Raw genomic sequence first — 12,765 nt, forward strand, 5'->3', positions numbered from 1 at the left:
GGCGTCTTCCGTTCGGGGTGCGTGCCGTGGGGCGTCCCCTGTTCGGGGCGCGTGCCGTGGGGCATCCCCTGTTCGGGGCGCGTGCCGAGGCCACGGGGTATCTCCCTCCGCGAATGTCCCCCGCCGACTTCGTCGGCTCCTCCTTGATTTCGCTGCGGGAGACACCCCATGCCCTCGGCACCGGGAACGCCGCGCGATATCCGCGGATGAACGACCGCTGTGACGGCTCGCGTCGGTGGTGTGCTCCCCGCAGCGAAATCAAGGAGGAGGCCGCAGGCCGGGGGACATTCGCGGAGGGGAGTACGCCGTCGGCGCGAGCCCGCCCCGGATGCCATTGGCAAACGAAGTGGGATGTCATGATTTCCACAACATCAGATGCTCAACCACAGGCCCGAGCGCCAATGCAGGCACGTAGTTCAGCAGACCGACGAGCAACACCGTGCCGACCAGCAACACCACGAACAGCGGCCCGTGCGTGGGCATGGTCCCGGCGGTGACCGGCAACCGCTTCTTGGCGGCCAGCGCACCGGCGATGGCCAGCACCGGCACGATCATTCCGAAGCGGCCGAGCCACATCGCGATGCCGAGCAGGCCGTTGTAGAACGGCGTGTTGGCCGAGAGCCCCGCGAAGGCGCTGCCGTTGTTGTTGCCGGCCGACGTCAGCGCATACAGCACCTCCGAGAAGCCATGCGCGCCAGGGTTGGCGATGCCCGCCTTGCCCAGGCCCATGCTTACGGCGACGGCCGTGCCCAGCAGCACCACGATCGGCGTGACGAGGATCGCGATCGAGGTCAGCTTCATCTCGTGCACCTCGATCTTCTTGCCGAGGTACTCGGGTGTGCGGCCGATCATCAGGCCCGCGATGAATACCGCCAGCACCGCGAAGATCAGCATGCCGTAGAGCCCGCTGCCGACGCCGCCGAACACCACCTCGCCGAGCTGCATCAGCACGATCGGCACCAGGCCGCCGAGCGGCGTGAAGGAGTCGTGCATCGCATTCACCGCGCCGCAGGATGCCGCCGTGGTGACGGCCGCGAACAGCGCCGACGCCGTGATGCCGAAGCGCGTCTCCTTGCCTTCCATGTTGCCGCCGGCCTGCAGCACCGACGCGGTCTGGTCGACGCCCAGCGGCTGCAGCAGCGGATTGCCCGCCTGCTCGGCCGGGATGACCACGATCACCGCCGCGACGAACAGCACCGTCATCGCCGCCAGCACGGCCCAGCCCTGGCGCAGGTCGCCGACCACGCGTCCGAACGCGAAGCACAGCGCAACCGGAATCAGCAGGATCGCCAGCATCTGCACGAGGTTGGCAAGCGCCGTCGGGTTCTCGTAGGGATGCGCCGAGTTGGCGTTGAAGAAGCCGCCACCGTTGGTGCCGAGCATCTTGATCGCTTCCTGCGACGCGACCGGGCCCATCGCCAGCGTCTGGGTCGGCGTGCTGGCGTCCTCCATCGCCGGCGCGCCGGCCGCATCCTTCAGCGGCTGGCCGGCGGCGTCGAGCTTCGGCACCTGATAGGCCGTGGCCTCGACCGTGGTGACCGTCTTGTAGTCGTCGAAGTTCTGGATCACGCCCTGGCCGACGAAGAAGATCGCCAGCACGAAGGACAGCGGCACCAGCAGCCAGACGGTGATGCGCGTGACATCGGTCCAGAAGCTGCCGACGAAGCCCTGCCCGTCGGTGCGGCGCGCCGCGAAACCGCGGGCCAGCGCAAAGGCCACCGCGATGCCGGTTGCGGCCGAGAAGAAGTTCTGCACCGTGAGGCCGAGCATCTGCGTGAGATAGCTCATGGTCGCCTCGCCCGCATAGCCTTGCCAGTTGGTGTTGGAGACGAAGCTCACTGCAGTATTGAAGGCCGAGTCGGGCGACACCGCGGCCATGCCGGCCGGATTCAGCGGCAGCACGGCCTGCAGGCGCTGCAGCCCGTAGAGCGCCAGCGCGCCGATGGCGTTGAAGGCCAGCAGCGCGAGCGCGTAGGTGCGCCAATGCATCGACGCGCCAGGGGCGACGCCGGCAAGGCGGTACAGAGGCGCCTCGACACGCGACATCCAGCGCGGCAGGCGGCCGTCGCACAGCGCCGCAATGAAGCGACCGAGCGGCCATCCCAGAATCACGAGCAAGACCAGCAACAGTGCCAGCAGGCTCCAGGCGGAGGTGGTCATGCCTAGAACTCCTCGGCGCAGATCAGCGCGAAGACGAGATAAGCGAACAGGATGACGGCGATCAGCCCGCCGAATCCGTAGAGGACTTCGAGGCCGATCACGTGCGCGCTCCTGTTTTCTCGGCTGGCTGCCGCTTCGGTCCGGCCAGCCGGTTCAGGCCGACCACCATCTCGGCGACCAGCACCCACAACGCGGCAACCGCCGCCATCCACACGATGTCCATTCGTCACTCCTCGGTTCGAGACACGACAGTGAGTCTCGGCAGAGGGGCATAAAAACGGGGAAGAGACCGTGGGAGCGGCCGTAAAGAAAGCATAAAGACCGGGCGCCATCCCGGTCGCCGATCAACGGCAGCGCATGAAAAAAGCCGGCCCGTGCTTTCGCAGGGGCCGGCTCTTGGCGACGGGAAGCGCGCCGAGCGCGCCTTCGCCGGTTGGCTCGATCAGAGAGCGGCGAAGTTGCCGCGTGCTGCGGCGCGGGCTTGAGCGCGCACGGTTGCGCGGTCCACCGAACTGGCCAGCATCGGGGCCACGCCGGACGAAGCGCCTTCGGCATACGGATCGGCGGTGTGGGCGGCAGCGACGGCCTCGTTGCGGATCACCGCGCGGTCCACGGAAGAGGCCAGCACCGGTTGCACGCCTTGGCCGTAGGTGTCGGAATAGGGGTTGACGCTGTGAGCGGCGACCACGGCTTGCTGCGCGACGGCGGCGCGGCTGTTCTGGCCGGCGATGGTGAGCACGCCTTGGTACGTTTCGGCTTGGGCGCCAGCGGCAGCGAGGAGCGTGAGGGCGGCGGCGGCGATGATCTTCGAGGTGTTCATGATGTCTATTCTTTCAATACGGTTTGGATGAGTCGAACCGGTCTTGGGTGGGTCGCCGTCCTTGAGGGGCGGCCACCTCGCTCGGTGCCCTGTTCATCCAGAGCAACTGGGTGGCTGCTCTGTGGGATGAAGTTTGCGCCCATTCGTAGGTAAAAACCCGTAGAGAAAGGAACCGTGGTGTTCACAAGATCGAAACAATCGATCGGTGTCATCCGACACGGTACGACTCGATGGCCGCCGGAAAAGGACGATGCCGCCCCCGCCGGCTCTGCCTCTTTGCCGTCAATAGCGAGGCAGGTACTGGGGTCTCGAGGACTCCAGTTTGCGGTCCTCCACGTCACGATCCTGCTGGAGCTTGATGTCGGCGGCCAGGCCCTCCAGGCCCAGCGCCTTCAGGCGCTCCGGCTTGATCAGCTTGACGGCCTCTTCCAGCGACATCGGTTGATCCAGCGTCGCGGGGTCGAGGGACGTCAAAGGGACGCCGTTCTTCTCGGCCATCTGCTTGATCATCGGGATCGCGCCCTGGGGAATGACGCCCAGCGCGATCAACGCCCGAAGACGGTCGCCCAGGCCTTCATCCGCGTCGTCGTCCATGACGTCGTGGATCACATCCCTGACTTCCTGGCTCAACCCATATTCCTGCATCAAGCTGTCGCACACGTCGTTCTTGACGTTGTGCTCCTTGCTGTTGACGCCCCGCTCGATCCCCTTGATCGCCTTGCCGAGCAGATTGATGAAGGGAGTGACTAGGGGAGCAGCCAAACCCGCGACAGCCATCACCATGATGTTCTCCTGAGCCGGCAGCGCAAAAAAGGCGGGGATCGCCTTGATGGGCCGGGCAGCGAGTCAATGTGCCATCCACCCCGTGCCCGCCAGGACAGGCGCACGAAACGCTCGCCCGAACGGCGAAGCGGCGTATGGAACGAATGCGACCCCAGGATACGGGCGAAAAAAAAGGAAGCCGATGGGCTTCCTTTTTCAAAACTGGAGCGGGAAAAGAGTCTCGAACTCTCGACCTCAACCTTGGCAAGGTTGCGCTCTACCAACTGAGCTATTCCCGCGTTATGAGCCTCATAGTTTAGCCCGGAATTCGACCGGTTTCGCCACTCGGCTCAAAAAAATTTCAAACCGGCTCAATCCTGCAGGCAGAGGTACTTGAGTTCCAGGTAGTCCTCGATCCCGTGGCGCGAGCCTTCGCGGCCGAGGCCGGACTGCTTCACGCCGCCGAAGGGTGCGACCTCGTTCGAGATCAGCCCGGTGTTCACGCCGACCATGCCGGTCTCCAGCTGTTCGCTCACGCGCCAGATGCGGCGACGGTCTTCGGTGAACAGGTAGGCGGCCAGGCCGAACTCGGTGGCGTTGGCCATCGCGATCGCTTCTGCCTCGGTTTCGAAACGGAACAGCGGCGCCAGCGGACCGAAGGTCTCCTCGCGCGCCACGCGCATCGCCTGGGTCACGCCGGTGAGCACCGTGGGCTGGAAGAAGGTGCCGCCCAGCGCGTGGGCCTGGCCACCGGTGCGTACCTGCGCGCCCTGCGCCAAGGCGTCGTCGATGTGCTGGCGAACCTTGGCGACCGCACGATCGTCGATCAGCGGGCCCTGCGTCACGCCCGGTTCCAGGCCATTGCCGACGGGCATGGCCTCGACCGCCTTCACCAGCCGCTCGACCAGCGCATCGTGGATGCCCGACTGCACGTAGATGCGGTTGGCGCACACGCAGGTCTGGCCGGCATTGCGGTACTTCGACGCGATGATGCCCTGCACCGCCGTCTCGAGGTCGGCGTCGTCGAACACGATCAGCGGCGCATTGCCGCCCAGTTCGAGCGACAGCTTCTTGATGGTCGGCGCGCACTGCTGCATGAGGATGCGGCCGACGCCGGTCGAGCCGGTGAAGCTCAGCTTGCGCACCACGTCGCTCTCGCACAGCGCGCCACCGATGGCTGGCGCGTCGCCGGTCACGATCTGCAGCACGCCTGGCGGCAGGCCGGCCTCGATGGCGAGCACGCCGAGCGCGAAGGCGCTCAGCGGCGTGAGCTCGGCCGGCTTCACGACGATGGTGCAGCCCGCGGCCAGCGCCGGGCCGACCTTGCGCGTGATCATCGCGGCCGGAAAGTTCCACGGCGTGATGGCGGCGCAAACGCCGATCGGCTGCTTCAGCACCACGATGCGCTGGCCGGCGCGCTGCGACTGCAGCACCTCGCCGTCGACGCGCTTGGCTTCTTCGGCGAACCATTCCAGAAACGACGCGGCATAGGCGATCTCGCCCTTGGCTTCGGCCAGCGGCTTGCCTTGCTCCAGCGTCATCAGGCGGCCCAGGTCGTCCTGGTGCGCGAGCATCAGGTCGGCCCAGCGGCGCAGCACCTGCGCACGCTCGCGGGCGGTGCGCGCACGCCAGGCCGGCAGCGCGGCCTGCGCGCCGGCAATGGCGCGCTCGGTCTCGGTGCGCCCCATGCGCGGCACCTGGGCCACGCGTTCGCCAGTGGCGGGGTCGGTGACGTCGATGACGGCCGCATCGTCGGCCGCGACCCATTGGCCGTCGATGAGGCAGGCCTGCTTGAGCAGGTCGGCGCGCGTCAGGCCGAGGCCTTCGGCGTGGGGAATGCGTGCGTTCATGCTGCGAGGGCTCCGTCGATGATGTCCAGCGCGCGGTCGAACAGCGCTTCGGGAATCGTCAGCGGGTACAGGAAGCGGATCACGTTGCCATAGTTGCCGCAGCTCAGCAGCAGCAGACCCTTTTCCAGCGCCTTGGCCTGCACGCGGCGGACCTTGTCGGCGTCGGGCGCGCCGGTGGCGGCGTCGTGGAACTCGACCGCGACCATCGAACCCTGCGCACGCACTTCGGCGATCGACTTGTTCGATTCCTGCGCGGCGAGCAGGCGCTTGGCGAGCTTGTCGCCGAGCTTGGCGGAACGCTCGCACAGCTTCTCGTCTTCGATGATGTCCATCACCGCATGCGCCGACGCGACGGCCAGCGGATTGCCCGCGTAGGTGCCGCCCAGGCCGCCGGGTGCGGGCGCGTCCATGATCTCGGCGCGGCCGGCCACCGCCGACAGCGGCATGCCGCCGGCCAGGCTCTTGGCCATCGTGATCAGGTCGGGTTCGACGCCGTGGTGCAGCATCGAGAACAGCTTGCCGGTGCGCGCGAAACCGCTCTGCACTTCGTCGGCGATCAGCACGATGCCGTGCTGGTCGCACAGGGCGCGCAGGCCCTTCATCAGCTCGGTCGGCGCGACGTTGAAGCCGCCTTCGCCCTGCACCGGCTCGATGATGATGGCTGCCACGCGCTGCGGCTCGATGTCCGACTTGAAGAGCTGTGCGATCGCGTGCAGCGAATCGGCCGCGCTCACGCCGTGCAGCGCGCTCGGGAACGGCACGTGGAACACCTCGGCCGGGAACGGACCGAAGCCGATCTTGTACGGCGCGACCTTGCCGGTCAGCGCCAGGCCCATCATCGTGCGGCCATGGAAGCCGCCGCCGAAGGCGATCACGCCCGAGCGCTTCGTATGCGCGCGGGCGATCTTGACGGCGTTCTCGACGGCTTCGGCGCCGGTCGTGAAGAAAGCGGTCTTGGTCGGGCCACTGATCGGCACGACCTTGTTGATGCGCTCGGCCAGCGACACCACGCTCTCGTACGGAACGATCTGGTAGGCCGTGTGCGTGAACTGCTCGAGCTGGGCGCCGATGGCCTTCACGATGCGTGGATGGCGGTGGCCGGTGTTCAGCACGGCGATGCCGGCGGCGAAGTCGATGTACTCGCGGCCTTCGACGTCCCAGAGGCTCGCGTTCTCGGCGCGCTGGGCATAGAAGTCGCACATCACGCCCACGCCGCGCGGGGTCGCGGCCAGGCGGCGGGATTGGAGTTCGCTGTTGGAGGTCATGGAGATCCTGACGAGGTAGGGAAGACGGTGGAAGGGAAATCTGGTTGAATCGGATTGGATGGCGGATTGGCTCCACAGAAAAGATCCGCTTTGCTCCAACCGATGGAGCCAATTGAAAAACCATGAAATCCATCTGCGCCGACCTGGTTCTGCAACGCCTCGCGCCGACCGCGGGCACCGCGCTGAACCGCCAGCTCTACGACTGCCTGCGCAGCGCCATCCTCGACGGCAGCCTGCCGCCGTCGAGCCCGCTGCCCGCCTCGCGCGACCTGGCACGCGAGATCGACATGTCGCGCAACACGGTGCTGCACGCCTACGCGCAGCTGCAGGCCGAGGGCTATGTGCATTCGCGCGTGGGCAGCGGCACCTTCGTCGCCGAGACCACGCCCGACAGCCTGCTGAGCGCCGGCCGCACCGTGGCCGCGGCCGACGGCGCGGACGCGACCGTGCGGCTGTCGCGGCGCGCCCAGGCGCTGCTGGCCAATGCCTCGGCGGCGCCGCTGCAGTGGGGCGCCTTCATGCCCGGGGTGCCCGACGTGACGCAGTTCCCGCACCGGCAGTTCAGCCGCATCCTCGCGCGGCTGTGGCGCGACCCGGCACCCGAACTGCTGACCTACGCCCACGGCGGCGGCCACCCGGCCCTGCGCGCCGCCATCGCCGAGCACCTGCGCGTGGCGCGCTCGGTGCGCTGCGACGCCGACCAGATCCTCGTGACCGAAGGCGTGCACCAGGCGGTCGATCTGAGCCTGCGCATGCTGGTCGACCCGCGCGACACGGTCTGGGTGGAAGAGCCCGGCTACTGGGGTTTCCACAAGGTGCTGCAGATGGGCTCGGCCGTGGTGAAGCCGATGCACGTGGAGGACGAGAGCGGTGACTGGCCGCGCGGTACCCCGCCCCGGCTGATCTTCGTCACGCCCTCGCACCAGTACCCGCTGGGCTCGGTGATGAGCCTGGCGCGCCGGCGCGAGCTGCTCGACATCGCGCGTGCCGCGGGCGGCTGGATCGTCGAGGACGACTACGACAGCGAATTCCGCTTCGCCGGCCGCCCCATCCCGGCCATGCAGGGGCTGGAAGCCGATGCGCCGGTGATCTACATCGGCACCTTCAGCAAGACGCTGTTTCCCGGCCTGCGGGTCGGCTACATGGTCTTGCCGCGCGCGCTGGCCACGCCCTTCCGCACCGCGCACGCCGACCTGTACCGAGAAGGCCATGCGATCACCCAGGCGGCACTGGCCGAACTGCTGGACCAGGGCCGCTACGCCGCCCACATCCGGCGGATGCGGGTGCTGTATGCGCGACGGCGCGCGCTGCTGATGTCGCTGATCTCGCAGCACCTCGGCCCCGAATACCTGGACCCGCAGTCCAGCAATGCGGGCCTGCACCTGGTGCTGCGCCTGCCGGACGGCAGCGACGACGTCGCGATCGCGCAGGCGGCGCAGGCACGCGGCGTGCTCACGCGGCCGCTGTCGCGCTACTACCTGCGCGGCGGCGCGCGGCGCGGGCTGCTGCTGGGCTACGCCTGCGTGCAGGAGGAAAACATCGCGCCGGCCTTCCATGTGCTGGCGGACTGCCTGCGGCGTTGAGGGCGTGGCGTGGCCGGATTAGGCGCATGCGCGATAGAGCCCGGCCCGATTCCAACAACTTCGCGTGGAGGCCGGTGAAAAAATGGTTTTCATCTTTTTCCGTTTGCTCCCACACCATGCAAGAAACCACCGAAGTCAAGATCAGCGAAGACGCCATCGTGGCCGCTGCCCATGCGTTGCGCAGCGAAACCGTCGCCATGCTGCAGACGCTGGTGTCGCACCCGTCGCTGCTCGGCCACGAGCAGAGCGCCCAGGCTTTCATGGCCGAGACCTTCGAGTCGCTCGGCCTGCGTGTGGACGAATTCCAGATCGACGAGGCCAAGCTGCGCGCCCATCCGGCCTATTCGCCCTCGATCGTCTCCTATGAAGGCCGCACCAACGTGGTCGGCATCCACCGGCCCAACGGCCCGTTCAAGGGCAACTCGCTGATCTTCAACGGCCACATCGACGTGGTGCCGACCGGCGCCGAGGTGCTGTGGACGAACCCGCCCTTCTCGCCCGTGGTCGAGGGCGACCGCCTGTACGGCCGCGGCGCGGCCGACATGAAGTCCGGCATCGTGGCGTACACGATGGCCTACAAGGCGCTCAAGTCGCTCGGCCTGGAGCCCGCATCGCCCGTGTACTTCCAGTCGGTGATCGAGGAGGAATGCACCGGCAACGGCGCGCTCGCCTGCCTGATCGAGGGCTACCGCGCCGACGCCGCCGTCATCACCGAACCGGTCGACGGCGTCATGACCTGCCAGATGGGCGTGCTGTGGCTCACGATCGAAGTGCTGGGCAAGCCGGTGCATGCCTCGGTGGCGCAGACCGGCGTGGGCGCGATCGACTTCTCGATGTACCTGTTCGGCGAGCTCAAGAAGCTCGAGGACAAGTGGAACGCGCCGAGCGCGCGCTACCGCTCGTATGCGCACCACACGCACCCGGTGAACTTCAACCTGGGCAAGGTGGAGGGCGGCGAATGGGCGTCGTCGGTGCCGTCGAAATGCCGCTCGGAGATCCGCATCGGCTTCTATCCGGACATGAAGGTCGCCAAGGCCAAGGCGGAAGTCGAGGCGGCGCTGGCGGCGGCCTACGAAGCGCATCCGGCGCGCGCGGCGCTGAGCTACAAGATCATCTACCAGGGCTTCCAGGCGGACGGCTGCGAGGTCGACATGAACGAGCCGGTGCTGACCGAGCTCTCGAAGTGCCACCAGGACATCGTCGGCGAAGTGCTCAAGCCCTCGGCCTTCACCGGCACGACCGACGCGAAGTTCTTCAACCTGTATGGCGAGACGCCCGCCATCTGCTACGGCCCGGCGGGCGGTGCCAACATCCATGGCATCGACGAATGGGTGTCGATCGACAGCATGATGCAGGTCACTGCCGTGCTCGCCGTCTTCATGGCGCGCTGGTGCGGCGTGAACGAGGTCGCGCCAGCCAACTGAAATGAAAGGGCGAAGTCGCCCTTTCTTCAGTCCAGGTCGCTTCGGCTCAGGTAGTGCTTGGGCGTCTTGCCCATCACGCGCCGGAACATCGCGGTGAACGCGCTGGGGCTTTCGTAGCCCAGGTCCATCGCGACGGTCGTGACGGCATGGCCCATCGACAGCCGGCGCATCGCCTCCATCAGGCGGACCTGCTGGCGCCACAGCGTGAAGGTGATGCCGGTCTCGTCGCGGAACAGCCGGGTCAGCGTGCGCCGGCCCAGCGAGCCGAAGCGCGCCCAGTCTTCCAGGTCGCCCTCGCGGCCCGGGTCGGCCAGCAAGGCCTTGCAGATGCGCAGCAGGCGCGGGTCGTTGGGCATCGGCACGTGCAGCGGCACCTTGGGCGCCGCACAGATCTCGTCGAGGATCAGCCGCATCACGCGGCCGTCGCGGCCGGCCTCGTCGTACAGCAGCGGAATGTCGATGGCCTCGATGATCAGCTGGCGCATCAGCGGCGACACCTCGATCACGCAGCATTCGTCGGGCAGGCCGGGCGACGCATCGGGCTGGATGTAGAGCGAGCGGTTCGACACCGCCTGGCCGCGCGCATGCATCTCGTGCTCGATGCCGCCCGGCACCCAGACCGCGCGGTTGGGCGGCACCAGCCACGCACCTTCCTGCGTGTGGAGCGTGAACATGCCCTTGACGGCATAGGCGAGCTGGGCGCGCGGGTGCGAGTGGCGCGGGACGATCATCGAAGGCTCGGGATCGTGCTCCACGATGATCATCGAAACCGGCCGCGGGATGTCCTGATAGTCGGTTGCGAGTTGGCTGCGGACGGGGTTCAAGCTGTTCATCATCACGGTTCCTTTGCACGCAAGAAATGCGCCAAACCAGAGCGGCGGACTGTGGCGTGCACAAGTCGAAAGGTCAAGCAAAACCCAGAATGGCCCACGCGAAACAGAACTCGGCTCGAACCCCGCAAACCTCGCCCGAACCGCTCCTTACACTGAATTTGCCACTCGACGCATACAGCACAACCGTGCGGCAGTCCAATTCCCTTTCCGAGGATCACCATGAAGAAACGTGAGTTCCACAAGTTCCTGCTCGCAACCGGCGCCATGGGCCTGGCCGAGTTCCCGCTGGGCTTTTCGCAGGCATTCGCTCAGGGCACAGGCGGTGTCAAGGGCGGCACGCTCAATTCCATCGTCCAGCCTGAACCCCCCATCCTGAACCTGGCGGTGAGCCAGCTCACGCCGACGCAGATGGTGTCGGGCAAGATCTTCCTGAGCCTGTTGACCTATGACGTCAACCTCAAGCCGCTGCCCAGCCTGGCCAAGAGCTGGACGATCTCGCCGGACGGCAAGACCTACACCTTCAACCTCGAACCCAACGTCAAGTGGCACGACGGCAAGCCGCTCACGTCCGAAGACGTGGTCTACACGGTGAAGGAATTCCTGCCGGTCACGCACCCGCGCGCCAAGGCACTGTTCGGCCGCTGCGAATCGATCACCGCGCCCGACGCGCACACCGTGGTCTTCAAGCTGGCCGAGCCCTTCGGCCCGTTCATCGGCGCGTTCGACATCTCGAACCTGCCCGTGATGCCCAAGCACGTGTACGCCGGTACCGACGTCGTCAAGAACCCGGCCAACCTGAACCCCATCGGTTCCGGCCCGTTCAAGCTCAAGGAATGGGTGCGCGGCTCGCACATCCACCTGGTGCGCAACGAGGACTACTTCAAGCCCGGCCTGCCCTACCTCGACGCGATCATCTACCGCGTGGTGCCCGATGGCGCGTCGCGCGCCCTGGCACTGGAAAACGGCACCGTGCAGCTCACGCAGTGGACCGACCTGGAACTGTTCGACGCGCAGCGCCTGAGCAAGAAGTCGAACCTGGCCGTCACGACCAAGGGCTACGAGTACTTCGCGCCCATCATGTGGCTGGAGATCAACAACCGCAACGCACCGCTGAACGACAAGCGCTTCCGCAAGGCGGTGATGCACGCGATCGACCGCAACTTCATCAAGGACAAGATCCTGTACGGCTTCGGCAAGGTCGCCACCGGCCCGGTCAACTCCAAGACCAAGTACTACGAGCCGAACGTCACCAAGTACGACTTCTCGATCGACAAGGCCAAGGCGCTGCTCGACGAGATGGGCCTGAAGCCCGACGCCAAGGGCGTGCGCACCACCGTGCGCCTGCCCGTGTCGCCCTACGGCGAAATGGTGCAGCGCACCTGCGAATACATCCGCCAGTCGCTCGCCAAGGTCGGCATCGCGGTGGTGCTGGAGTCGACCGACCCCGGCAGCTACACCCAGCGCATCAGCAACTGGGACTTCGACATGAACCTCTCGTGGCTGTACCAGTTCGGGGACCCGGCACTGGGCGTGACGCGCAACTACGTGTCGAGCAACATCCGCAAGATCCTGTTCACCAACACCGAAGGCTACGTGAACCCGCAGGTCGACAAGCTGGCCGACGAGGCCGCCGTGGCTGTCGGCGACGAGAAGCGCCAGGCGCTGTACAGCGAGATGCAGAAGATCATCGTCGACGAGGTGCCGATCGCCTGGCTGGTCGAGATGGAATTCCCGACCATCTACGACAAGCGCATCCAGAACCTGGTGACGACCGCCATCGGCATCCACGAGAGCTTCGATACCGTGTACTTCAAGGGCTGATGAGGACGAGGCGCGGCGCGCGTGCGTGTGCACGCCGCCGCGCTTCGCCTTCCGCGTGATCTATGAATCTTCAATGGCTCAAGGGCCTGGGCGCACTCGGCGTGCGACTGGGCAAGATGGTGGTGGTCGTCCTGCTGATCGCCATCTTCAATTTCATGCTGGTGCGCGCGGCGCCCGGCGACCCCGCACTCGTGATGGCAGGCCAGTCCGGCGCCACCGACGAGGCGTTCCTCAAGCGCGTGCGCGC

Annotated in this window: 11 protein-coding genes, 1 tRNA gene and 1 pseudogene; 4 read left to right on the forward strand and 9 right to left on the reverse strand. The window is 66.7% G+C overall.

Annotation, left to right across the window (positions count from 1 at the left end; translation table 11 throughout):
* Positions 1-354: 354 nt before the first annotated feature.
* The 8 genes from kdpA to AC07PZ_RS16155 form a co-directional block, all read right to left on the reverse strand.
* Complete coding sequence (kdpA, locus tag AC07PZ_RS16120) at positions 355-2,160, reverse strand: potassium-transporting ATPase subunit KdpA (protein ID WP_495296110.1); 1,806 nt, start codon at positions 2,158-2,160, stop codon at positions 355-357.
* 2 nt (positions 2,161-2,162) lie between these two features.
* A complete protein-coding gene (gene kdpF / locus AC07PZ_RS16125; RefSeq protein WP_495296111.1) occupies positions 2,163-2,261 on the reverse strand; it encodes a K(+)-transporting ATPase subunit F in 99 nt (32 codons plus the stop codon).
* Entirely contained in the window at positions 2,258-2,383 is a 126-nt protein-coding gene (locus AC07PZ_RS16130; RefSeq protein WP_495296112.1) for a hypothetical protein, read from the reverse strand. Before AC07PZ_RS16130 ends, kdpF begins: the two co-directional genes overlap by 4 nt.
* A gap of 219 nt (positions 2,384-2,602) precedes the next feature.
* Positions 2,603-2,980: a helicase SNF2 gene (locus tag AC07PZ_RS16135; protein ID WP_495296113.1), complete on the reverse strand. Its 378-nt coding sequence runs from the start codon at positions 2,978-2,980 to the stop codon at positions 2,603-2,605.
* 282 nt (positions 2,981-3,262) lie between these two features.
* Positions 3,263-3,763: a hypothetical protein gene (locus tag AC07PZ_RS16140; protein ID WP_495296114.1), complete on the reverse strand. Its 501-nt coding sequence runs from the start codon at positions 3,761-3,763 to the stop codon at positions 3,263-3,265.
* 202 nt (positions 3,764-3,965) lie between these two features.
* Positions 3,966-4,041, reverse strand: a tRNA-Gly gene (locus AC07PZ_RS16145).
* Positions 4,042-4,113: 72 nt separating this feature from the next.
* Positions 4,114-5,592, reverse strand: a complete 1,479-nt coding sequence (locus AC07PZ_RS16150) for an NAD-dependent succinate-semialdehyde dehydrogenase (protein WP_495296115.1) — start codon at positions 5,590-5,592, stop codon at positions 4,114-4,116.
* The gene (locus tag AC07PZ_RS16155) at positions 5,589-6,857 is read right to left on the reverse strand and encodes a 4-aminobutyrate--2-oxoglutarate transaminase (RefSeq protein ID WP_495296116.1); all 1,269 of its coding nucleotides are present in this window, start codon (positions 6,855-6,857) and stop codon (positions 5,589-5,591) included. The genes AC07PZ_RS16150 and AC07PZ_RS16155 overlap by 4 nt, the downstream gene beginning before the upstream one ends.
* Before the next feature lie 122 nt (positions 6,858-6,979).
* Here AC07PZ_RS16155 and pdxR point away from each other — a divergent pair, with 122 nt between their 5' ends.
* Together pdxR and AC07PZ_RS16165 are read left to right on the forward strand one after the other, a co-directional pair.
* A complete protein-coding gene (gene pdxR, locus AC07PZ_RS16160) occupies positions 6,980-8,440 on the forward strand; it encodes a MocR-like pyridoxine biosynthesis transcription factor PdxR (RefSeq protein ID WP_495296117.1) in 1,461 nt (486 codons plus the stop codon).
* Between the two features lie 116 nt (positions 8,441-8,556).
* Complete coding sequence (locus AC07PZ_RS16165) at positions 8,557-9,864, forward strand: ArgE/DapE family deacylase (protein WP_495296118.1); 1,308 nt, start codon at positions 8,557-8,559, stop codon at positions 9,862-9,864.
* Positions 9,865-9,890: 26 nt separating this feature from the next.
* Here the strand turns inward: AC07PZ_RS16165 and AC07PZ_RS16170 are convergent, their stop codons facing one another.
* The gene (locus tag AC07PZ_RS16170) at positions 9,891-10,697 is read right to left on the reverse strand and encodes an AraC family transcriptional regulator (RefSeq protein WP_495296119.1); all 807 of its coding nucleotides are present in this window, start codon (positions 10,695-10,697) and stop codon (positions 9,891-9,893) included.
* Between the two features lie 219 nt (positions 10,698-10,916).
* Here AC07PZ_RS16170 and AC07PZ_RS16175 point away from each other — a divergent pair, with 219 nt between their 5' ends.
* Positions 10,917-12,518, forward strand: a complete 1,602-nt coding sequence (locus AC07PZ_RS16175) for an ABC transporter substrate-binding protein (RefSeq protein ID WP_495296120.1) — start codon at positions 10,917-10,919, stop codon at positions 12,516-12,518.
* A gap of 62 nt (positions 12,519-12,580) precedes the next feature.
* Positions 12,581-12,765: pseudogene (locus tag AC07PZ_RS16180) on the forward strand (ABC transporter permease); the annotation flags it as partial.

The organism is Variovorax sp. GW821-FHT10B04 (assembly GCF_059415645.1).